19 protein-coding genes and 4 tRNA genes are annotated in these 22486 nt (G+C 59.8%); 9 read left to right on the top strand and 14 right to left on the bottom strand.

Annotation, left to right across the window (positions count from 1 at the left end; translation table 11 throughout):
- Positions 1–2: 2 nt before the first annotated feature.
- The 4 genes from HKK55_RS04890 to HKK55_RS04875 all read left to right on the top strand — a co-directional run bounded on the left by HKK55_RS04890 (position 3) and on the right by HKK55_RS04875 (position 4614).
- Positions 3–722 (top strand): energy transducer TonB, encoded by a 720-nt coding sequence (locus HKK55_RS04890; RefSeq protein ID WP_169353604.1) that lies wholly within the window; start codon positions 3–5, stop codon positions 720–722.
- Between the two features lie 36 nt (positions 723–758).
- On the top strand, positions 759–1406 hold the full coding sequence (locus tag HKK55_RS04885; RefSeq protein ID WP_169353603.1) for a MotA/TolQ/ExbB proton channel family protein: 648 nt from the start codon (positions 759–761) through the stop codon (positions 1404–1406).
- A 50-nt stretch (positions 1407–1456) separates the two neighbouring features.
- Positions 1457–2695, top strand: a complete 1239-nt coding sequence (locus HKK55_RS04880; RefSeq protein WP_169353602.1) for a phospholipase D-like domain-containing protein — start codon at positions 1457–1459, stop codon at positions 2693–2695.
- Between the two features lie 179 nt (positions 2696–2874).
- Positions 2875–4614: a dipeptidase gene (locus HKK55_RS04875; protein WP_169353601.1), complete on the top strand. Its 1740-nt coding sequence runs from the start codon at positions 2875–2877 to the stop codon at positions 4612–4614.
- Positions 4615–4739: 125 nt separating this feature from the next.
- Here the strand turns inward: HKK55_RS04875 and HKK55_RS04870 are convergent.
- The 4 genes from HKK55_RS04870 to HKK55_RS04855 all read right to left on the bottom strand — a co-directional run bounded on the left by HKK55_RS04870 (position 4740) and on the right by HKK55_RS04855 (position 5152).
- Positions 4740–4815, bottom strand: a tRNA-Gly gene (locus HKK55_RS04870).
- Between the two features lie 3 nt (positions 4816–4818).
- Positions 4819–4894: transfer RNA gene (locus HKK55_RS04865), tRNA-Glu, on the bottom strand.
- Between the two features lie 104 nt (positions 4895–4998).
- Positions 4999–5074: transfer RNA gene (locus tag HKK55_RS04860), tRNA-Gly, on the bottom strand.
- Positions 5075–5076: 2 nt separating this feature from the next.
- Positions 5077–5152, bottom strand: a tRNA-Glu gene (locus HKK55_RS04855).
- Positions 5153–5522: 370 nt separating this feature from the next.
- Here HKK55_RS04855 and HKK55_RS04850 point away from each other — a divergent pair.
- Together HKK55_RS04850 and HKK55_RS04845 are read left to right on the top strand one after the other, a co-directional pair.
- Positions 5523–6281 carry a hypothetical protein gene (locus tag HKK55_RS04850; RefSeq protein ID WP_237151315.1) on the top strand — a complete coding sequence of 253 codons (759 nt, stop codon included), beginning with the start codon at positions 5523–5525 and terminating at the stop codon, positions 6279–6281.
- A 138-nt stretch (positions 6282–6419) separates the two neighbouring features.
- A complete protein-coding gene (locus tag HKK55_RS04845; protein ID WP_169353599.1) occupies positions 6420–7232 on the top strand; it encodes an alpha/beta fold hydrolase in 813 nt (270 codons plus the stop codon).
- 36 nt (positions 7233–7268) lie between these two features.
- Here HKK55_RS04845 and HKK55_RS04840 read toward each other — a convergent pair whose 3' ends face one another.
- The 3 genes from HKK55_RS04840 to HKK55_RS04830 form a co-directional block, all read right to left on the bottom strand.
- A complete protein-coding gene (locus tag HKK55_RS04840; protein WP_169353598.1) occupies positions 7269–9236 on the bottom strand; it encodes a methyl-accepting chemotaxis protein in 1968 nt (655 codons plus the stop codon).
- A gap of 115 nt (positions 9237–9351) precedes the next feature.
- Positions 9352–10776, bottom strand: coding sequence for a PLP-dependent aminotransferase family protein (locus tag HKK55_RS04835; protein WP_169353597.1), 1425 nt, complete (start codon positions 10774–10776; stop codon positions 9352–9354).
- A gap of 204 nt (positions 10777–10980) precedes the next feature.
- Entirely contained in the window at positions 10981–11742 is a 762-nt protein-coding gene (locus HKK55_RS04830; protein WP_169353596.1) for an SDR family oxidoreductase, read from the bottom strand.
- A gap of 226 nt (positions 11743–11968) precedes the next feature.
- Here HKK55_RS04830 and HKK55_RS04825 point away from each other — a divergent pair, with 226 nt between their 5' ends.
- Entirely contained in the window at positions 11969–12976 is a 1008-nt protein-coding gene (locus tag HKK55_RS04825) for an NADP-dependent oxidoreductase (RefSeq protein WP_169353595.1), read from the top strand.
- 72 nt (positions 12977–13048) lie between these two features.
- On the opposite strand, the gene pyrF is transcribed toward HKK55_RS04825, so the two are convergent.
- A complete protein-coding gene (gene pyrF / locus HKK55_RS04820) occupies positions 13049–13747 on the bottom strand; it encodes an orotidine-5'-phosphate decarboxylase (RefSeq protein ID WP_149411479.1) in 699 nt (232 codons plus the stop codon).
- 281 nt (positions 13748–14028) lie between these two features.
- Between pyrF and HKK55_RS04815 the strand changes: the two genes are divergently transcribed.
- Both HKK55_RS04815 and HKK55_RS04810 read left to right on the top strand, forming a co-directional pair.
- Complete coding sequence (locus HKK55_RS04815) at positions 14029–14793, top strand: response regulator (protein WP_169357782.1); 765 nt, start codon at positions 14029–14031, stop codon at positions 14791–14793.
- The gene (locus HKK55_RS04810) at positions 14793–15830 is read left to right on the top strand and encodes a cell wall metabolism sensor histidine kinase WalK (protein WP_169353594.1); all 1038 of its coding nucleotides are present in this window, start codon (positions 14793–14795) and stop codon (positions 15828–15830) included. The genes HKK55_RS04815 and HKK55_RS04810 overlap by 1 nt, the downstream gene beginning before the upstream one ends.
- A 41-nt stretch (positions 15831–15871) precedes the next feature.
- Here the strand turns inward: HKK55_RS04810 and HKK55_RS04805 are convergent, their stop codons facing one another.
- The 6 genes from HKK55_RS04805 to HKK55_RS04780 all read right to left on the bottom strand — a co-directional run bounded on the left by HKK55_RS04805 (position 15872) and on the right by HKK55_RS04780 (position 21829).
- A complete protein-coding gene (locus tag HKK55_RS04805) occupies positions 15872–16936 on the bottom strand; it encodes an AI-2E family transporter (RefSeq protein WP_169353593.1) in 1065 nt (354 codons plus the stop codon).
- A gap of 72 nt (positions 16937–17008) precedes the next feature.
- Positions 17009–17827, bottom strand: coding sequence for a DUF4892 domain-containing protein (locus tag HKK55_RS04800; protein WP_169353592.1), 819 nt, complete (start codon positions 17825–17827; stop codon positions 17009–17011).
- A 102-nt stretch (positions 17828–17929) separates the two neighbouring features.
- Positions 17930–18784: an alpha/beta hydrolase gene (locus HKK55_RS04795; RefSeq protein ID WP_169353591.1), complete on the bottom strand. Its 855-nt coding sequence runs from the start codon at positions 18782–18784 to the stop codon at positions 17930–17932.
- A complete protein-coding gene (locus HKK55_RS04790) occupies positions 18781–19590 on the bottom strand; it encodes an alpha/beta fold hydrolase (RefSeq protein ID WP_169353590.1) in 810 nt (269 codons plus the stop codon). Before HKK55_RS04790 ends, HKK55_RS04795 begins: the two co-directional genes overlap by 4 nt.
- A 97-nt stretch (positions 19591–19687) precedes the next feature.
- Positions 19688–20131, bottom strand: coding sequence for a hotdog fold thioesterase (locus tag HKK55_RS04785; RefSeq protein ID WP_169353589.1), 444 nt, complete (start codon positions 20129–20131; stop codon positions 19688–19690).
- A 30-nt stretch (positions 20132–20161) separates the two neighbouring features.
- Positions 20162–21829 carry an AMP-binding protein gene (locus HKK55_RS04780; protein ID WP_169353588.1) on the bottom strand — a complete coding sequence of 556 codons (1668 nt, stop codon included), beginning with the start codon at positions 21827–21829 and terminating at the stop codon, positions 20162–20164.
- Positions 21830–22486 lie beyond the last annotated feature (657 nt).

The following is a 22486-nucleotide window of genomic DNA, read 5'->3' as shown; positions in this document are numbered from 1 at the left end:
TCATGTATGCCCTGTTTCGTGCGCGTCAGCTGCTGGGCGGCGTCCCGGCCATCATCGCCTTGGTGCTGATTGCACTGGGTATCCAGTCCCAAACCCTGAAAGTGCAGCCGGTGTATGACGAGTCCGCGGTTGAAATTGCCTTGGTCGAACCAGAGCCCGAAGTGGTCCCCGAACCCATGGTGGAACAAGAGCCGCCACCACCGGTGATCGAGAACGAAGAAGCCGAGCCGGCCCCTCCTCCACCGCCGCCAAAACCGCTGCCAAAACCTGAACCCAAGCCAAAGCCGCTGCCAAAACCTATGGCCGTGGCCGCCAAGCCAACCCCGACGCCCATGCCAGCTCCGGTCGCCGCCAAGCCCGTGCAGGCCGCTGTTGCCCCGACGCCCGCCCCGCCGGCGCCACCGAAAGTCGATGGCCAAGCCCTTGAAGGCGGCTACCTCAAAGGCTTGCGCAACGAGTTGGACACCTACAAGCAGTACCCCACCGGACGACAGGCTTCCCTCGAACGCCCCAATGGCGAGGTGGTGGTCTGGTTGATGGTGGACCGCCAAGGCCGCGTCCTCGACTCCGGGATCCAGACCCAGGCGTCGAGCATGCTGCTCAATCGGGCCGCCACTAACAGCCTGCGGCGTATCAAGCAGGTCAAGCCGTTCCCCGAACAAGCCTTCGGTGGACGCAACGAACAACGCTTCACCGCCACCTTCAACTACAGCGTGCAGTAAGCGAATTTCTGATCTTCACCCAAGAGGTAAACAATCATGGACATGAACCTGCTTCACGACATCACCTTCTATGTGATGTATGCCGCAATGGCCATCGCGATCTTCATTGCCATCGAACGCGGCATCTACTTCGCCTATGTACGGCGCCAGGCCCGATCGTTGATGGACGCCCTGGGCGCCGCCGTTCACAGCGAGCGTGATCTACCGGAAAGCGCGATCCATCGCGATAGCCTGCCCTTGAGCATGGTGCGGCCGGTGCTGGCGCAAAAGGCGTCCCATGGTTCGCGCAAGGACCTGGATGACGTGATCGAAACCCAATACCTGTCGACCCGAGCCCCGCTGGCCCGCAGCCTCTGGATCATTGAAACCATCACCACCGCCGCGCCGCTTCTAGGCTTGCTGGGGACCATCCTAGGGATCATCGACACCTTCAAGGCCCTGGCCAGTGCTGGCGTGTCCGACCCTGGCCAGATTTCCGGTGGTATCGGGACGGCGTTGTTCGCCACCGGGCTGGGTATCGCCATCGCCCTGTTCTGTGTGGTGTTCCACAACTTTTTCCAGGACAGCCTGGAGCGCATCAATGATCAACTTAAAATGCTGCTGATCCGCGCCGCCACCGGTGCCCGCGTGCAAGGCGAAGTGCCGCACCTGGTGCCAAACCCGATGCACAGTCGTACCGCCTGACCCCAAGACGAGCGCTGGGTGCGCTCGCCTTTCTTTTATATGAGACGTTTATGTCCGCATGCATGAAGTTCCCACGGGCGCTACTCGGCGTTCGTATTGCAGGCCTGGTTGGCTTGCTGATCAGTCCGCTGGCTCAGGCGGATTTTTCCATTCCGGGGTTTGAATTAGTACACACCGTGCCGGTGGCCACCACGCTGGGGACTGCGGATTTGCGTCAACCAGGGCTCGTATGGATCGAGCTGTTCGATGGGGCGAAAAGCCAGATCGATATTGGTCAGTTCTATGCGGCGGATCATCCCGGATCGGTGATGGACACCGTGATCGAACACCTTGAGGCCGCCGGTAAACGTGGGGTGAGGATTCGCTTCCTGCTAGAGGAAAAGGGCCTGAAGCTGTCGGATCCCGCCACTCTCGAACGGCTGAAAGCCATTCCCAACCTGACGTTCCGGGTACTGCCCTACGCGCAAGTGAGCGGTGGGATTATCCATGCCAAATACATGCTGGTAGATGGCAAGCAGGCGTTTATCGGCAGCCAGAATTTCGACTGGCGCTCACTGGAACACATCCACGAAACCGGGCTTCGCATCAGCGATGAACGCGTGGTTGCCCAGGTGCAGGCAATCTTTGAACAGGATTGGCAGGCCCAGGCAGCCCTGGCGGAAAACAAGCCCGTACCCCTGCCCGCTGCTGGCAAGGAACCGGCACGCACCGGCAACTACCTGGTCGCCAGCCCGCAACGCTACAACCCGCCTGGGGTGGGCGACTCGCAATTGGAGTTGCCGCGCCTGCTGGCCGAAGCGAAGAACGAAGTACGGGTGCAGTTGCTGGACTATGCACCACTGTCCTACGGGCCTGATAGAACCCGGCCGTATTACGCGGTGATCGACAATGCCGTGCGAGCTGCGGCGGCGCGCGGGGTTTCGGTCAAGTTGATGGTGTCCAACTGGAACACCGATAAGCTGGAGTTGCCCTACCTGAAAAGCCTGGCGGTACTGCCCAATATCCAGGTCAAGATCGTCACCCTGCCTCAGGCGCCCGAGGGGTTTATCCCCTATGCCCGAGTGATCCACAGCAAAACCATGGAAATTGATGGGCAGGTGGCCTGGGTGGGTACCAGCAACTGGCTCGGCGGCTACCTGGATAATTCGCGCAATCTGGAAGTGGTGATGCGTGATGCTGCGATGGCCAAACGCATTGGTGAGCTGCATGAGCAATTGTGGGATGGCCCGTATGCGAAACCGCTGGAGGTCATGAGTGAATACCCGGCCCCACATCCAGGCAAGCCTTGAGGACAAGCCCCCATAAAAAAACGCCGCTTATTTCCAAGCGGCGTTTTTGTATTTATGTAGGACACATCCCACTTCAGGGGCTCCCTTACCCTTCCTTCATGGTGTTAGTGTGTGGAAATATTTCTGATCTACCGATCAGACATTTCTTACCCACCACCTGCAAAGGAATGCCCCCAGCAATGGATTTCTCATTCAAGCACCTGGCTGCAACGACCCTGATTCTGGCCAGCCTTTCGTCGCTCGCCACGCCCGCGCTCGCCAATATTACCCCGCAACAGAGTGCGACCATCCTCAAGACCTTCAGCGATACGTCGGTCACGGATTTCAGGCAGTTCCTGACAAACCTGGCCAAGAGCGACCTGGCCAAAACCGATGATCTCGGCGCGGCAATCAGTGCGTTTCAAGGCAACAAGACCCTTACCGCCGAACAGCAGAACGAGATCTATCGTCTTCTAGGCATTTATACACGGGTGAAATACGGCGATGCGGCCCTTGAGACCCTGCGTGAGCTGGTGGCCATTCCGACCTTCCGCGTGGACGGCGTTGCCCAGCACGACAACCCTGAGTTCATCAAGATCGCCGATAAGATCAAGAACCTTGCCCAGGCCTTCAACCTGAACTTTCGCAACGTCGACAACCGCGTCTATGAAATCTCTCTCGAAGGCGCTGGCGATGAAGTGGTGGGCGTTCATGCTCACGCCGACGTAGTGCCTGTGACGCCGGAAAACTGGGTCCTGCCGGACGGCACCAAACTTGATCCGTTCAAGGTCACCCTGATCGGCGACCGTATGTATGGCCGGGGCACCGAGGATGACAAGAACGGTATCGTGGTAACGCTCTACGCCATGAAGGTCATCAAGGAAGAGAAGCTGCCTCTGGCGCGCAACTTCAAGCTGCTGGTCGACACCACCGAAGAAACCACTGGCGACGCCATCCCTTACTATTTTGAACGCAACCCGGTTCCCAACTACAACCTGGCACTGGACGGTGGCTACCCTGTAGTGATTGCCGAAAAAGGCTATGGCACGGTCATGGCGAACTTTGCCCGGCGCAAAGCTGAGGGCAAAGGCGCCGAGATCACCTCGATGACCGGCGGCCTGGCCACCAACCAGATTCCGTCGGCCTCGGTTGCCACCCTGATCACTGACAAACCCGCTGAACTGGCCGCCAGCCTGCAAAAGGCCGGCAGTGAGTACGCCAAGCGTAATGGCGGCGACTTCACGATCACCACCAAGGTCGACGGTAACGACGTCAAGCTGACTGTCACTGGTGTTTCCGCCCACTCTTCGGAGCCCGAATCCGGTGTGAACCCGGTCGCCCGGATGCTGGACTTTATCAACAGCCTGGACGGAAAAGTCGCACTCAAGCACAACCACATTACTGACGCTGCCCGTTATGCAGCCGACAACTGGGGCCTGGATTATCTGGGGGGCAAATTGGGGGTCGGTTTTTCCGATGCCTTTATGGGCCCGCTGACCACGTCCCTGACCTATGTCGCCATGGATGACAAAACCTTCAAGCTCGCGGTCAACTTGCGGGTGCCAAAGGGCAAGTCGCCAGAAGCGCTCAAATCCGAAATTGCCGACAAGATCGCTGCCTGGAGCAAAAAGACTCGCATTGCAGCGACCTTCGACTACTCGATCGCGGCACCGATGTACCGCAACCCAGAGGGTGAGTGGGTCAAGGCGCTGCTGGCCGTGGCCACTGAAAACCTGGGTATGGAACACAAGTTCGGCACCTCCGCCGGCGCCACTTCGGTCCATAACCTGCCCAATGGCGTGCAGTTCGGTCTGGCGATGCCAAACGTCAAGTACACCGGCCACACCGACAGCGAGTTCAAGACAGTGGAGCAGTTCCTGCTGGACCTGCAGGTCGTGACCGAGATGATGAGCCGCATCGGGCAACTGCCGAAGCTCTGATTCTCCTTTCGGGCCCGCTGTTGCGGCGGGCCCGGCTTTGGTCCCAGTGCACACTCGAACCGCCAGGCATCAATAACGCACAAACAAAAACGCCGCTCATTGCTGAGCGGCGTTTTTGTTAAATATGGAGCGGGAAACGAGACTCGAACTCGCGACCCCGACCTTGGCAAGGTCGTGCTCTACCAACTGAGCTATTCCCGCAAATGGCGTCCCCTAGGGGACTCGAACCCCTGTTACCGCCGTGAAAGGGCGGTGTCCTAGGCCACTAGACGAAGGGGACACGCTAACTGAAACACATGGTGTGTATTTCAGTGCCCAGACCCTAGCCCGAAGACTTGGTCCTGGTTTCACTCAGTGCCGCCCGAAAGCAACACTGTTTAAAATTGGAGCGGGAAACGAGACTCGAACTCGCGACCCCGACCTTGGCAAGGTCGTGCTCTACCAACTGAGCTATTCCCGCAATGGCGTCCCCTAGGGGACTCGAACCCCTGTTACCGCCGTGAAAGGGCGGTGTCCTAGGCCACTAGACGAAGGGGACACACGTACAACATTCACTCCCTACCGCGTTTCGCTGTGTGCTTTACGCTGTAAGTGGCGCGCATTCTATGGATGGATTGAGAGGTCGTCAACCCCCAACTATAAATTTATTTAAATCAATGACTTCGATGCGCTTTACCGAGCTTCTCGGGCATTCTCGACGTCCAGTGTTTGGCGCCTATATTCTGGCGTCCGACAAGGCGCTATAGTTCACATCAGCGAATGATGGCAATGTGCATCCATGCCGAGACCGCCTACCTATATAGAGGAAAGTACCGGATCAACTCGTCGATCAGTCCTATCCGCCCAATGCCCCAGTCACTACACTCCAACGCAAACCCAATAAAGAGGTCTCACCGGTGACACCACTCATGATCACCCTGCTGGTAATAGCCGGGATCGTAATACTGATCGCCATTGGCTACATGAACCATGTGGTGGAAAACAACAAACTGGAAAAGGCCAGGACCCAGATCGAGCTCAATGACCGACTGCGTCGATGCGGCGAAATCACCGAGACCTTCCCGGGCCAATTGATGACCCCCGCGCTCAAGCTGTTGCTGACCCGCCTGGAACTCAACGTCAACCAGCGCCTGTTGAACCTGAACAAATCCAGCGCGCCCATTAAAGCGCGAATCACCGAGCTCAACGCACTGATCGCCCAGGGCGAGTCGATTCCGGTGACCAATCCTCCTGGCCCGATCCAGACCGAAGCCAAGGCCAAGGACGTGCGTTTCCTGTTGGAAGCGCTGCACGGCCAGGTGACCCGCGCGGCCCAGGACGGTTTCTTGCCGACCAACGAGGCCAAGCACTGGATCAAGGAAATCCGCCACATCCTGGTGCTGCTGCACATCGAGTTCTTCAACAACCTCGGCCAGCATGCCTTGCAGCAGGCTCAGCCAGGCCAGGCACGCCTGGCATTCGAGCGTGGCGTCCAGTATTTGCGCAAACAGGCAGAGCCGGTGCTCTACAGCGAACAGTTGCAGTGGCTGGAGAAACAACTGGCCCGCGCCAACGCAATGGTGCTGACCAACACTCAGCCGGCTGCCGATGAGGTCAATGAATTGAGCGAAGGCTTGAAAGTCGTGGATGCGGATGCCGATTGGAAGAAGAAAGCGATTTACGACTGATCCCCTCTCCCTCTGTAGGAGCTAGGCGTCTCCCTCGCTCCTACATGATCTTCCCGTGCCATCATCCTGCATCTATCCTCCCGCCCGCGACTAGCGTAAAAAAGTGCCCCTCACTCTGTTAACGAAAGAGGCTCCTCCATGCCTGTCGCCGTGATTGATGGACAACCCTTGCACTACCTGGATCAAGGCAGCGGCCCCGTCGTCCTGCTAGGCCAAAGTTATCTCTGGGACCGCCGTATGTGGGCGCCGCAGATCGAAGCCCTTTCCCAACAGTACCGAGTGATCGTCCCCGAGTTGTGGGGCCATGGCGAGTCCGGCCAGCTGCCGCAGAAAACAGCATCCATGGATGACCTGGCACGCCAGACCTTGGCCCTGCTGGATCACTTGGACATTACCCAAATCAACCTGGTGGGTCTTTCGGTCGGTGGCATGTGGGGCGCGCGCCTGGCATTGCAGGCGCCGGAGCGAGTCAACAGCCTGGTACTGATGGACACTTACCTGGGCGCCGAGCCCGAGGCCACTCGCCAGTATTACTTCTCGCTGTTCAAGATGATCGAGGATGCCGGTGCCATCCCGGAGCCCTTGCTGGATGTGGTCGCACCGATCTTCTTCCGTCCAGGCATTGACCGCGAATCGGCCTTGTACCAAGACTTTCGCAATGCGCTGAAGGCCTTCCCCAAGGAGCGCCTGCTGCACAGCATCGTGCCGTTGGGCCGGCTCATCTTCAGCCGCGACAATGTCCTGGAACACTTGCCACGCCTGGACGCCGACACCACGCTGGTGATGTGCGGCGAGCAGGACAAGCCACGGCCACCAGCCGAATCCGAAGAAATGGCTGATTTGATCGGTTGCGCACTAACATTGATTCCAGATGCAGGGCACATCTCCAGCCGGGAAAACCCTGATTTCGTCAATGAAGCACTGCTGACGTTCCTGGCCAACCACGCCTGACCCCTCCCCCTTTTGAGCGCCGCGATCAAGCGGCGATCAAAGGCGGAAGTGCCCGACCATCCCTTTCAGCTCTGCCCCCAACTGCGCCAGTTGGATACTGGATGCCGCGTTGCCTTGCATGCTCAACGCCGATTGATCGGCACTGGCACGAATACTGGTGACACTGCGATTGATTTCCTCGGCCACCGAGCTTTGCTCCTCGGCGGCTGCGGCGATCTGCTGGTTCATTTGCTGGATCAACGACACCGCTGCCGCAATGCTGCCCAAGGCACTTTCGGTTTCCAGCGCGTCGCTGACCGCCAGCTTGACCAATTCCCCACTCTGCTTGATCTGCTGCACCGAAGACTGCGCCGCACTGCGCAAGGTACTGACCAGTCGCTCGATTTCCTCGGTGGATTGCTGGGTCCGCCTGGCCAACGCTCGCACCTCATCGGCCACCACGGCGAAGCCACGCCCCTGCTCTCCTGCCCGCGCCGCTTCGATCGCTGCGTTCAGGGCCAGCAAGTTGGTCTGTTCGGCCACGCTCTTGATCACCTCCAGGACGGTGCCGATGTTCTGGATTTCTGCGCTCAAGCTTTCGATGCTGGTACTCGCGGAAGTCGCCGAAGTCGCCAGCAACTCAATGCGCTGCAAGCTCTGGCGCACCACCTGCTGGCCACTGTCGACCTTGTCATCCGCTGTTTGCGCCGCCTGGGCTGCCTCTTCAGCGTTACGCGCCACGTCATGTACCGTTGCGGTCATCTGGTTCATGGCGGTAGCGACTTGCTCGGTTTCTTCCTTCTGGCTGCTGACCTCAATATTGGTCTGCTCGGTCACGCTGGACAGTGAGTGGGCGGAGCTTGCCAACTGCTCGATACCCGCCTGTAACCCGCTGACCATGCTGCTCAAGCCCGTACCCATCTGTTGCATGGCCTGCATCAGTTGGCCAATTTCATCGCGACGGCTGACCTCCATCCGGCCACTGAGGTCACCGGCGGCAATTTGTTGGGCCACCCCAATCACACTGCGCAATGGCATGACGATCAACCGGGTAATGACCCATGCGGCAATCAACCCTACCAGCAAGGCCAGGGCTGAAGAGCCTATGATCAGCAAGGTACTTTTCTTCAGTTGTGCCTGCATCGACTGATCTTCTGCGGCATAGGCCTGGTTGACCCGGGTCACCACTTGATCGGCGCGCTCATGCAGTTGTTTGTAGACGGTCTTTTCCTGTGCCAGCAGGCCGGTGTATTCGCCGAGCTTTTCGCTGAACGCCGCAATATGCCCGGCGACTTCATTGAGCACCGTCTGGTAGCCAGGATCCTTGACTGTGGTTTTCAGTTGTTCGGCCTGGGCCAGCGCCTGATCGGCCTGCTCAATCTTGCCTTGCCCGGCGTTTTCGTCATCGCCCTTGCGGCTTTGATCCAGACGCAGCCGAGCCTCGTTCATGGCTTGCAACATCAGCCGCGAAACCTGGCTGACCTGCCCCGCCTGCTCGATAAACTCGGCGCCGTCTTTGCCTTGGCTTTCCTTGAGACCGTAGGCACCGTCATCCGCCAGACCTGCCTGCAACACGTCGAGGTTGTTGGAGACACTGGAGACCGACCAACTGGCCATTTCCAGCGCCAGGTCCTTAGCTTGGGTCAGTTCGACAAACTCGTCGAACGCCTTGCGATAGGCGATGAGGGCCTGCTCCACATCCGTCATCACCGGCACATTGGCGGCAGAACCGGCCTTGAGACTGGCGGCCAAAGCGGACAAGGCATCGACGCTTTCATGCAAGGCGTCGACGGATTTTGGATCGGCATGCAGCGCATAGTCCTGCTCGATCAAGCGCACTTTCAACAGGCCGCTGTTGAGCGAAGACATGCTCTTCAGGCCTTCAAAACGCTGGCCGACGGTTTGCAGTGACCACACCCCAATGGCGGCCACCAGCGCCGTCAGTAGCAATACCAAGGCAAAGCCCAGACCCAGTTTCTTCGCCATACCGAGGTTGGCAAAACGTCGTTGCACGGCCGAAATCATTGCACTTGAGTCCTCTTGGAGTGGCGAATGCCATCAAGCCCACTTTCCATGAAGGGAGATTCGCAACGACAAGGCATCGAACACAAGACACTGGCGCCACAATAATGGCAAAAAGCTACATACCCGTCGTTTTCAGAATGGTAGAGGTCGATCCTGCAGGCCCTACGGCTTTGAACAGCGCCAGCGCGCGTTGATCAGCAGCATAGGCCACATTGATACGCAGCCAGTCGCTGTGCGCCCCCGTCGGATTGAACAGCGAGCCCGGCGACAACAAAACCCCAAGTTTACGAGCCCTGGCCTGCAACTGCGGGCGGCTGTCCACGCAAGGCCTGGCCCACACAAACATGCCCCCAGCCGGCACGGCAAAAACTTCCCACTCTTCGTCCTCCAGCACCTGCAGGGTCATGGCCATTTCGGTGCTCAGGCGCTTGCGTAGTCGCTGCACCCATTTGCGATAAGTGCCATTGACTAACAAGGTTGCCACCACCGCCTCGGCAAATCGCGAAGTGCCGATGCCGGTCAGGGTCTTGACCTTGACCAGTTGCCCAATGATTGCCGCACTGGCGGTCAGATAGCCCACCCGCAAGGCACTGCTGAGGGTCTTGGAAAAGCTCGAGACATAGATGACCCGATCTTCGTGGGACAACGCCGAGAGTCGGGTGCAGGTGGCATGTTGCAGGTCGCCATAGACGTCTTCCTCTATAATGAAGAAGTCCTGGGCGTGAGCCAGTTGCAACAAACGCTCCGCCACCACTAGGGTCAGGCTGGTACCTGTCGGGTTGTGATAGAGGCTGTTAATGAACAGGCACTTGGGACGATGTACCTGCAACAACTCCTCCAGTGCAGCAATATCCGGACCGCCACGGGTCCTGGGGATTTCAAGCAATTTGACGCCGTGAAACGCCAATAAACGGTACAGGTTGGCGTACCCCGGGCTTTCAACCATCACCGTGTCACCCGCCTTGAGCAACGTGCGTATCAGCAGGTCGAGGGCATGGCTGGCGCCCTGAGTGGTCAGGATACGGTCAAGGCTGGTGGCAATCCGGATATGGTTCAGGCGCCTGAGCAGTTGCTCGCGCAACGCCGGCAGCCCAAGCGGCGTGCTGTAGTTGAATAGCCCTGCAGTATTGGTGCGCGTGACTTCGCGAATGGCATAGCTGATGTCATCACTTTCACGCCAGGTGTCCGGCAACCAGCCACACCCCAGTTTCAATTCGCCCAGCGGGTTATCGGTGAAGCGTCCCCATCCTTGTTCCGCGCCCTCATACCACTGGTTTTCGCTCTTGGGGCCGCTGGCGACAGGTTGCTCGGCGACGAAAAAACCCGAGCCTTGTCTTGACGCCAGCAGTCCTTGCGCCACCATCCGCTCGAATGCTTCGATGACACTGGACTGACTGAGCAAGTTGTCACGGGCCAATTGTCGAATGGGAGGCAGGCGCGTCCCAGGGCCTACCCCGCTCTCTCGAATCCACTCGGCAACCGCACTGACGATCTGCTGAACTACCGGTACAAGGGCTTGTCGATCGATCCCTAAATCCATGAGCCACTCACTTCAACTGTTTGTCATTTAAACCCAAAACAGTTAAGCACAGACGTTGATGAGCGCCGCTCATAATATTTATTAAATCATTGATTTTATTGAATTATTTACCTAATGAAACACATTCGAACGCGGCATCTGGCCACCTACGGAAACGCCTCACAGCGCCTCGAAGGTATTCTGATCGGGTAAGGGCTTGCGGTCCTAGATAGCGGTGGCGCCACCGTCCACGGCCAACGCTTGCCCCGTGGTGAAGGCAGCGCCGTCGCTGCACAGATAGAGCACAGCACTGGCGATTTCCCCAACCGTACCAATACGCCCGACCGGGTGCATGGCAGCGGCAAATTCGGCCTTTCTCGGATCCGCCTCATAGGCGCGGCGGAACATGTCGGTGTCGATCACCGCCGGGCAGACCGCGTTAACCCGGATTTTCTTTTTCGCATACTCAATGGCCGCCGATTTGGTCAGGCCAATGACCGCATGCTTGGAAGCCGCATAAATACTCATCTTCGGCGCTGCGCCCAATCCGGCCACCGACGCCGTATTGACGATCGCCCCGCCGCCTTGGGCCAGCAGCAACGGCAACTGGTACTTCATGCACAACCACACGCCCTTGACGTTGACCCCCATGATGGCGTCGAATTCATCCAGGCTGCCATCGGCCAGTTTACCCTTCTCGATCTCAATCCCGGCGTTGTTGAAGGCATAGTCCAACCGCCCATAAGTGGCCACGATTTGCTGCATCAACTGCTGTACATCCGCTTCCAGGGTGACGTTGCAGCGCACGAAAATCGCTTCGCCACCGGCCTGATGGATCAATGCCACCGTGCTTTCGCCGCCCACCACATCCAGATCGGCGACGACCACTTTCAAACCTTCATCGGCAAAAGCCAATGCCGTGGCGCGGCCAATACCGTTAGCCGCACCAGTGACCAGGGCGACCTGGCCGGAAAACGTCATACTCATGGTTAGATCCTTGGATGGAATGCCCGTTGACCCAGTCTAGCCACTGGCAACACGTGCACGTCAGCACTATCAAAAGGCCGGTTAGCGCTCCATGAGTGGCAGTGATAAGCCTGCCGAGCTCACTATCATCACAGCCTATCGACGGGCATTCGCACCCGTCGGAGCAGCTTGCCCCCAGCGCCAAGAGGGACTATCACTCAAGGTTCACTTCTTCAGAGTCCCTGCCATGACTGCCCAGACCAATCGCCAATTCCTGCTCGCCAAACGCCCGGTCGGCGCGGCTACCCGGGACACCGTTACCTATCAGGAAGTGCCGGTGGGCACGCCTCAGGAGGGGCAGATTCTGGTGCGCAATGAGTACCTGTCACTGGACCCGGCGATGCGCGGCTGGATGAATGAGGGCAAATCCTACATTCCACCGGTCGGCATCGGCGAAGTCATGCGCGCACTGGGCGTGGGCAAAGTTATTGCATCGAACAACCCCAAGTTTGCAGTGGGCGACTACGTGAATGGCGCCCTGGGCGTGCAGGATTATTTCGTCGGTGAGCCGCGAGGTTTCTACAAGGTCGACCCAAAACTGGCGCCGCTGCCGCGTTATCTGTCGGCGTTGGGGATGACGGGGATGACCGCCTACTTCGCCCTGCTCGACACCGGTGCGCCGAAGGCTGGGGAAACCGTGGTTATTTCCGGCGCGGCCGGTGCGGTCGGCAGCATTGCCGGGCAAATCGCCAAGATCAAAGGTTGCCGAGTGGTGGGGATTGCCGGGGGCGCCGACAAGTGCAAGTTCCTGGTGGATGAGTTGGGGTTTGACGCCGCCATCGATTACAAGAACGAAGACGTACACGCTGGCCTCAAGCGTGAGTGCCCCAACGGCGTCGACGTGTATTTCGATAACGTCGGCGGCGACATTCTCGACGCGGTGCTGAGCCGATTGGCGCTGAAGGCCCGGGTAGTGATTTGCGGTGCGATCAGCCAGTACAACAACAAAGAAGCGGTAAAAGGGCCGGCCAACTACTTGTCGCTGCTGGTCAATCGGGCACGCATGGAAGGCTTTGTGGTGATGGACCATGCGGCAAACTTTGCCAGCGCCGGGCAGGAGATGGGCGGCTGGATGGCGCAGGGCAAGCTCAAGAGCAAGGAAGATATTGTCGAGGGCCTGGAGACGTTCCCGGAAACGTTGATGAAGTTGTTCAACGGGGAGAACTTCGGGAAGTTGGTGTTGAAGGTCAACTGACACACTGCTGCACAAAATGTGGGAGCGGCGGTGCTCCCACTTTTTTAAGTGTTGGCTTCAGATTCAGCGCTATCAGGCGATCTCGGCAACCACCGCCGCCAACGCCTTGGCCGGGTCGGCCGCCTGGCTGATCGGACGGCCGATCACCAGGTAGTCGGAACCGGCGTCCAGTGCCTGACGCGGAGTCAGGATGCGACGCTGGTCGTCCTGGGCGCTGCCCGCCGGGCGAATCCCCGGGGTGACCAGTTGCAGGGACGGATGGGCGGCTTTCAACGCCTGGGCTTCCAGCGCCGAACACACCAAGCCATCCAGGCCCGCCTTTTGCGCCAATGCCGCCAGACGCAGCACTTGCTCCTGTGGCTCGATATCCAGGCCGATGCCGGCCAGGTCTTCACGTTCCATACTGGTCAGCACAGTCACGCCAATCAGCAGGGGCTTGGGACCGCTGCGCTGGTCCAGCACCTCACGGCAGGCCGCCATCATGCGCAAACCGCCGGAACAGTGAACGTTGACCATCCACACGCCCATCTCGGCAGCGGCCTTGACCGCCATGGCCGTGGTGTTGGGGATGTCGTGGAATTTCAGGTCGAGGAACACCTCGAAGCCTTTGTCACGCAAGGTGCCGACGATTTCCGCGGCGCAACTGGTGAACAGTTCCTTGCCGACCTTGACCCGGCATAGTTTCGGGTCCAACTGGTCAGCCAGCTTCAGTGCGGCGTCACGAGTGGGGTAATCCAGGGCGACGATGATAGGAGTCTGGCAGACGGACATTGGAATGGGCTCTCAGGCAAGTCGAAATCGGCGCGGATTGTAGCGCAAGCAGCGCCGTTGCGGGATCCGATGATCGGTAAATCCTCAGGATTCGGGCATTGGCCAGCAAATATTTCAAAGTTGATACATTCACGACATGTCTACAACACGCCTGAAGACTAGCCTCGCCCCATGACCCGAGCGGCCAGCACTTCCAGCCACAGGATTGGGCGCCTATGCTGAACGTGACAACCTTGCCGCCGCCCTTGGGCCCAGCGGCCAACCAGGCAGATGATCGCACCATGCAAACCACAACCGCCACGCTGAATGACGATCAAAAAGGTACTGGTCTCGCCGACGACAAGCGCTGGAACACTCGCGCGCTGATTGTCGACGACGATGTGCCGATCCGCGAACTGCTGATCGATTACCTGGCCCGCTTCGGCATTCTTGCCAGCGGCGTGACCGATGGCGCCGCCATGCGCCACGCCATGTTGGCCGAAACCTTTGACGTGGTGGTACTCGACCTGATGCTGCCCGGTGAAGACGGCCTGTCGCTGTGCCGTTGGCTGCGGGCCGAGTCGGACATCCCGATCCTGATGCTCACCGCCCGTTGCGAACCCACCGACCGCATCATCGGCCTGGAACTGGGGGCCGACGACTACATGTCCAAGCCCTTCGAACCCCGTGAGCTGGTGGCGCGGATCCAGACCATCCTGCGCCGGGTACGCGACGATCGGACCGAACAGCGGGCCAATATCCGTTTCGATAACTGGCGCCTGAACAGCGTACTGCGCCAATTGGTCGCCGATGACGGCCTGGTAGTGCCACTGTCCAATGCCGAGTTTCGCTTGTTGTGGGTGTTTATCGAGCGCCCGCGCAGGGTATTGAGCCGCGAGCAATTGCTGGACGCGGCCCGGGGTCGCTCTATAGAAGCCTTTGATCGCAGCATTGACCTGCTGGTGTCGCGCCTGCGGCAAAAACTGGGGGATGACCCTAAAGCACCGCAGCTGATCAAAACCGTGCGCGGCGAAGGCTACCTGTTCGACGCCCGGGATATCGGTTAATGCGCAACGCCTTTAACACGCTGTTCGGCCGGTTGTTTGGTGTGTTGTTGGTGGCCATTGTCCTGGCCCATGTGCTCGCCTTCTTCTGGTTTCACCACTATGGCCCGCCGCCGCCGCCACCCCGCGAGACGTTTGTCGAGCAAGCTGATGGCACCTTGACGCCGCTGCCCCGGGAGCATCATCGCCCCTGGTTCGGCGGCCCAGTGGTGCCGCTCACGTTCCAATTCATCTCGTTGATCATCGCCGCCTGGTACGGTGCCAAACTGCTCAGCCGGCCGATCCAGCGCCTGAGCGCGGCGGCCGAGCGCTTGAGCGTCGACCTCAATAGCCCGCCGCTGGATGAGTCCGGCCCCCGAGAAGCACGCCAGGCAGCATCGACCTTCAACTTGATGCAAAAACGCATCCGCGAGCAGGTTACACAGCGGGCACGCATGCTCGGGGCCGTCTCACATGACCTGCGTACCCCGCTGTCACGGCTCAAACTGCGCCTGGAGCAGATCGAAGACACCAAACTGCAGGGCCAGATGCGTCAGGATCTGGACGACATGATCGGCATGCTCGACGCCACCCTCAGCTACCTGCACGAGCAACGCACCAGCGAAACCCGGCATTGGCTGGATGTGCAGGCGTTGGTGGAGTCCCTCGCCGAAAACGCCCAGGACCGGGGTTCGGACGTGCAATGCAGCGGACAGTGCGCACCGTTGCAGGTGCAGCCGATGGCCCTGCGCTCAAGCCTCAATAACCTCATCGATAATGCACTGCGGTATGCCGGCACTGCGCGTATTGAACTGGCCGATAGCCCTCAGGTGCTGGTGGTGCGGGTGATCGACCATGGGCCGGGGATTGCCGCAGATAAGCGTGAAGCCGTGTTCGAGCCCTTTTTCAGGCTGGAGGGTTCGCGTAACCGCAATTCCGGTGGAGTGGGTTTGGGGATGACCATTGCCAAGGAAGCAGTGGAGCGGCTCGGTGGCAAGTTGAGCCTGGAGGAAACACCGGGGGGCGGGTTGACTGCCGTCATGTGGCTACCCCGGGCGTAAAGTGCTGATCGCTCCATGCGGGAGCGATCATGCCGCCCTGATTATTGACCCGTCTTGTCTTCCCGACGAGCCTGGGCCTGACTGTTACTCCAGTCGATCAACAGGCTGTAAGCCACTGCCAGCAGCGTCGGCCCGATAAACAAGCCGATAAAGCCAAAGGCAATCAACCCACCAAACACCCCCAGCAGCACGATCACCAACGGCAGGTTGCCGCCACGGCTGATCAGGTACGGTTTGAGCACGTTGTCCACGCCGCTGATGATGAACGTCCCCCACACCCCAAGGAACACCGCGTAGGTGTAATCACCTTTCCACGCCAGCCACGCCGTGGCAGGAATCCAGATCAGCGGCGGGCCCATGGGAATCAGGCTGAGCAGGAACGTCACGATCCCCAGCACCAGCGCCCCCGGGACGCCGGCAATCAGAAACCCGATCAACGCCAGCAACGCCTGGGCAGCTGCCGTGCCGATCACGCCATTGACCACCCGTTGCACCGTACCCGCCACCAGTTCGATGTAGTAGCCGGCGCGGTCACCGATCAGGCGCTCCAGAAGACGATGGGCAAACATCGCCAAACGCGGCCCGTCCCGATAGAAAAAGAACACGAACACCAGGCTCAGTGTCAGTTCGAGGATACCGCCACCGATCTGTGCACTACGGGCCAACAACCAGTTGCCGACCTGCCCCAGGTAGGGCTTCAGACTGGCGATCAGTGCCGTCCCCTGCTGGTCGATGCTGTCCCACATGCCCACCAGCCGCTCACCGACCAAGGGGATGGAGCCCAGCCAGGCTGGCGAATGAGGCAAGCCGTCGACCTGAATATCCTTGATCAGCACCACGGCGCTGCGCACATGGTCTGCCAGGTTAAAGCCCAGCCAAACCAGCGGCACCGCCACCAACAGCATCCAGACCAGGGTCAGGATGCCGGCGGCCAGGGATTCACGCCCACCCAGCCAGCGGGTCAGCAGGCGCATCAGCGGCCAACTGGCAAACGCCAGCACCGCGCCCCAGAACAGCGCCGACCAGAACGGCGCCATCACCCAGAAGCTGGCACCAAACAGCACCAGGAGCAGGATCTGCACCAGCAGGCGATCATTGTTGAGCATGTGGTTTCTCGAAAAGAAGTCTGTAGAAGGAGAGCTTAGGCGAACGGCGCGGGTCCGTTCGCCCTGGAACGGTCAGCGTATCAGATGCAAGTGCAGGCCCTTGGCCTCGGCAGTGCCCGTTTCCAAGCGCGCGGCACGCACGCCTTGCTCGATCAGGCCCTGACGCCAGGCTTCGGCATTGGGCCCGGTCAAACTGACCCGCAAAGTCGCGTCCAGGTTCAATCCACGGGAAATCAAGGTCAGCCAGGTGGCATCAGGTTCGGCGCCGAGCTTGGGGAAGTCCAACTCGCCAGTGCTCTTCAGTTCCCGCAGGAGCGTGGCCGACGTTGGCAGCAAATCTCCCAGGGGGGCGCTGGCGTCGAGTTGCTCGACATGCAGGTAAGCCCGACGATTGCCCCGGGTGATGCCATATAGCGCGACCAGCGAGTTGTCTTGCGGAGCGGCTAGACGCAGCAGCAGATATTCCTGCTGGCCATCGGCGCCCACCAGTTTGGCGTTGCCGAAGACTTCATTGGCCCACAGGCTGCTTTCCCCGCAATCGCGGGCCTGGCACCAGAACAGCAATTGCGCGCCCTGGGCCTGCAACGCTTCGCGGGTGGCGGTAAAAGCCGCGCTGGAGGTGTGTTCGGCAGGAAGTTCATAGGTGATGGCAGTCGCTTGGCCGCGGGCGGTAGCCTGGCCTTCATAGCGCAACTGGCCGCTGATCTTGCGGATCGCCCCCATCGGGTAGATGCGCTCCTTGTCTTCAGTCGGGCGGTAATCGACGATCTGCGCGTCGACCTGACGTGCCACGGCAGGCAAATCCTGGCTACCCGGCACGTCGGCAGCGAACACCAGAGGGCTGAAACAGAACAGGCCCAGAATACGGATAAATCCTTTCGGCATACTCATTGGGTCAGCGAGCCCTGGCCATATGAGGTCGCAGCGGTGTTGAGATTGTTCATGGTTGACTCCCTTTCGATCCGCCCAGCCTCGGCAGTTGCCCCCGCCAAGTCAAGGCGTGGTGAAGAACCGATTGAAACAGTCTGCAACAAGGACCGCGCCAAGCTCGTCATTCAGGTGCAAATGATGACCACCGGGTAGCGTTGCCAGGTTGAAGGGAAGTTGTGCAAGCAATTCGGAATGTTTCGCCAACATGCCGTCTTCAGCCACCACCAATTGCGTCGGACAGGACACTCGACGCACGAAAGCCATGGCCTGCTCTTGCGTCAGACGCATCGGTGAGGCCAGGGTCAAGCGGCTGTCGCTGCGCCAGGTGTAACCACCCGGTACCGGCATCAGGCCACGCTGGGCCAGCAGTTCTGCGGCTTCGCGGCTGACCGCCACCACGCCCTTCATTCGCGCCTCAATGGCGCGGTCGAGCGTGGTGTACACCGGCTTGCGCTTGTCTTGCAAGCTCAATTGCGCCTGCAACGCCATACCCAAGCGCTCGGCGACATTCTCGCCGGTGGCGGTCGGCGGGATCACACCGTCGATTAATCCCAGGTGCGTCACCCGCTCGGGCAAGGCGCCGGCCAACACCAGAGAAACGATGGCGCCAAGGGAGTGACCAAGTAATGCAAAACGTTTCCAGCCCAGTTGTTCTGCCACTTGCAGCACATCGTGGACGTAATCCCACAGGGCATAACCGGCCCCAATCGGTCGATGGGCCGAGTGACCGTGCCCGGCCATGTCCAAGGCAATGATGCGCAGACCACTGAGTTTCGGTGCCAGGCGCGCAAAGCTGTTGGCGTTGTCCAGCCAGCCATGCAGGGCGATGACCGGCAAACCGTCCTCAGGGCCGAATAAATGGGCCGCCAGTTCGATATGCGGCAGGCTCAGGCGCACCTCTTCGACGGGCGCGGTCATGCGCAGTCAGGCTCGCACTGGCGGGCTTCCCAACGGGCAAACAGGTTCTTGATCAAGGTTGCGGTGTCCTGAGGACGCTCAAGGGGAAACATGTGGCCGCCGGGCATGGTCAGCATTTCGCCCATGGGCATGCGCCCGACGCTGCTGGCATGGTGGCGCATGACCACCCGGCTCTGCCGCCCACGCACCACCGCCAGCGGCACTTTCAATTGCCGCGCCTGGCCGGGGCTGGTGTGGGGCACGCCCCGGTAGATACTGATTTCGGTGGCAGGGTCAAAGCGCAGACGCAGACGATCCCCAACCTGTTGCAGACCATGTTGCAAATAGGCATCGAAACACTCGGGATCGAAGCCACGAAACAGGGTCTTGCCGGCGAAGTATTGACGCGCGGCGTCCAGGTCAGCGAACTCTTCACGCCGACCGAGGGTGCGGCCCGCCGGAGTCAGGCGGTCTATAAAGCCAAAGCGCTTGGCGGCACGGATCACCCAGCGGTCGGTCACGGTCAGTACCGGGGAGTCCAGCATCACCACGCCGCGATACAGCTGCGGGCAACGCAGGGCGGCGTGCAGGTGCAACACACCACCCAGGGAGTGGCCCACACCCCATACCGGCTCCGGTTGCTGCTCCAGGTGATGGATCAGCTCATCCACCAGATTCTGCCAGTTATCATCCACGGGAAACCGGGGGTCGTGGCCGTGCTGTGGCAAGTGCGCAACGGAATACTCCGGGGCCAGTGCGGCAAACAATTTGCCGTAGGTCGCCGAAGGAAAGCCATTGGCGTGAGCGAAAAACACGTGTTGCGACATACCGGACCTATCACCGAAAACAGAAATTTATTGTCCCCAAGCCCGGCTGCCACAGCAATGACTGTAACTGCCAGGAATGATGACACTCACGCCATGACTATCGAGCCGGTGGATTTTCACCCAGCGGCACCACTGCCATGGTCAGGCGCGACACACAGCTGGCCTTGCCTTCATCGCTGGTCAGGCGAATATCCCAGACATGGGTGGTACGCCCGATATGAATAGGCTTGGCCACCGCCGTCACCCGCCCCGAACGCAAGCCCCGCAGGTGGTTGGCGTTAATTTCCAGGCCTACGCAGTAGAACTTGCTGGCGTCGATGCACAGGTAGCTGGCCATGGAACCCACAGTCTCCGCCAACACCACCGATGCCCCGCCGTGCAGCAGGCCATAAGGTTGATGGGTGCGATGGTCGATCACCATGCTCGCGGTCAGAGACTCATCATCAAAGGCTTCGAAACGAATATCCAGCACTTCACCGATGGTGTTTTTCTGGCTGGAGTTCAGTCGTTCGATATCAGGTTGGGTACGCCACAGGCTCATTAACGTGTCCTTATTGGTGTTGTGAAGGGTTCAATCCTGCCACAGCACGGCCTCGGAGCGTTCGCTCCAGGCCTGGAACTGTGACCCGTACGTGGATTCGATAACGCTCCGTTTGATCTTCAAGGTCGGGGTCAGGAAACCGTTTTCCACCGACCAACTGTCTTTCACCACCACCAGTTGGCGCAAGCGCTCATGTTTATCCAGAGCCAGGTTAACCTCCTCCAGCAAGCGTTCAAGGCTACCGTGCAAGGCATTGCGGGCCGAGCCCGACGCATCTTGCAGCCCCACGGCGGACAACACACAGAGTCCCATGGGCGCGGTCAGGCCATCACCCACCACGCACACTTGTTCGATACGTGCATGCTCGGCCAGGCGGTTTTCGATGGGGGCCGGAGCCACGTATTTACCTTTGCTGGTCTTGAAGATTTCCTTGAGGCGCCCAGTCAACCGCAAACGGCCCTCGGTGTCCTGCTCACCCTTGTCGCCAGTGCGCAGGAAGCCGTCTTCGGTGACGGTTTCGGCGGTTTTCTGCGGGTCCTTGAAGTAACCGAGCATGGTCGCGCCACTGCGCACCTGCACTTCACCCGACGGATCGATACGCACCTCGACTTCCGGACACGGTAGGCCGATCCAACCGATTTTCTGTTGGCCGGGACGAGAAACATGGGAGTAACCGCAGGTTTCAGTCATGCCGTAGACCTCCAGCACATCCAGCCCCAGTCTCTGGTACCAGCGCAACAGCGCTTCAGGCACCGGCGCCGCCCCGGAGAGTGCGATGCGCAACGCATCCAGGCCCAGCCCGGCGAGCACCTTGTGCCCCACCCGCTTGCCAATAAACGGCAAGCGCAACAGGGTATCGAGGCGCTTTTCTGGAATCTTGCTGTACACACCCATCTGAAACTTGGTCCATATCCGTGGCACACCGAACAGCGCCGTCGGCCGCGCCCGCCGGAGGTCAGCCAGAAATGTATCGAGGCTTTCGGCAAAAAAGACGGTCTGCCCGGTGTAGATCGAGGCCAGTTCGACAAACATGCGCTCCGCCACGTGGCACAGCGGCAAGTAGGACAGCAATCGGTCGCCCTCCCCCAGGCCAAACAATTCGGTACCACGTACGGCGGCGAAACCCAAGGCGCCGAAGCTGTGCATCACCCCCTTGGGCAAGCCGGTGGTGCCGGAGGTGTAGATGATGGTGGCCAGGTCTGATGGGGCTGGCGCCGGGTTGTCCTGGATCGGTGAGCAGGTTTGCAGGTCGGCCCAGGTGTAATCGAAGTCGCCGGCCGGGCACAGCGGCAAACTGATGGTGGGCAGGCTCGCCTTGACCCCGGGCATCATGGAGGGCCAGTCGTCCAGCTTGCCTATAAAGACCAGGGCTGCCTCGGAATGCTCCAGCACATGGGCGACGGAATCGGCGGTGAGGTTGGGATAGAGCGGTACAGAGACGTGCCCGGCCATCCAGATCGCCAGGTCGGCGATGATCCAGTGGGCGCAATTTTTCGAGATCAGGGCGATATGGGAGCCTGGGGCCAGTTCCCGCGCTCGCAGCCAGTGTGCGGCGCAACGTGCTTGATGGCCGACGTCGGCCCAGGTAAGGGTTTGTACCTCGTCACCGCCCATGGGTTGGACCATGAAGCGTTGGCGCGGGTGACGCGCTTCACGTTCGAAGAAGACCTGCAGCGGCAAACGAAAAGCGACAGACATGGGGGCGCTCCTGTGTGTTGCGATGGTAGCCAACCAAGCACTTGCTTGGGTGACTATATAGCACACACGGAGGGGGCTTCTATGGGGGAACAAGATTCAAGTTCTGCGTTTTTTTGGGGGGTACATATCCGTTGTTGTGGTAACGGCCTCTTATGGTCTCGCTCTTACAGCGAGTCACTTTTGGAAAAGAGCCCGGAATGCCGGCCCAGCCAAAAGTAACCAAAAGGGCTCTTGCCCCACCACTCGGCACCTCGCCTAGGCTCGGTGTGCCCGCACTCCGGCATTACTCCGTGGGCCGCCGCGACGGGCCATCCATGGCCCAACGCGGCTAAACCGGCGTCCTGCCGGTTTACCCACTGCGTAATACCTACGTTCGGCCAGCGTGGTTTAACGGGGCGCCTCAGATCAAGATCAAGATCAAGATCAAGAGCACGCAGCCTCGCTGGCGCTCGACAGCTGCTACGCGAGGGTGGGGAGGAAGGAACGCATACGTTTCAAAGATTAGGTCGGCTACTAGGCCGCCTCGCTTTGTTTTTGATCGTAGGCGCCCCGTTAAACCACGCTGGCTGAACGTAGGCATTGGTCCGTGGGTAAACCGGCAGGACGCCGGTTTAGCCGCACTGGGCCATGGATGGCCCATTGCGGCGGCCCACGGAG

The sequence above is a fragment of the Pseudomonas sp. ADAK18 genome, assembly GCF_012935695.1.
Classification (GTDB): Bacteria; Pseudomonadota; Gammaproteobacteria; order Pseudomonadales; family Pseudomonadaceae; genus Aquipseudomonas.
This window is presented reverse-complemented; position numbering and strand designations above follow the sequence as displayed.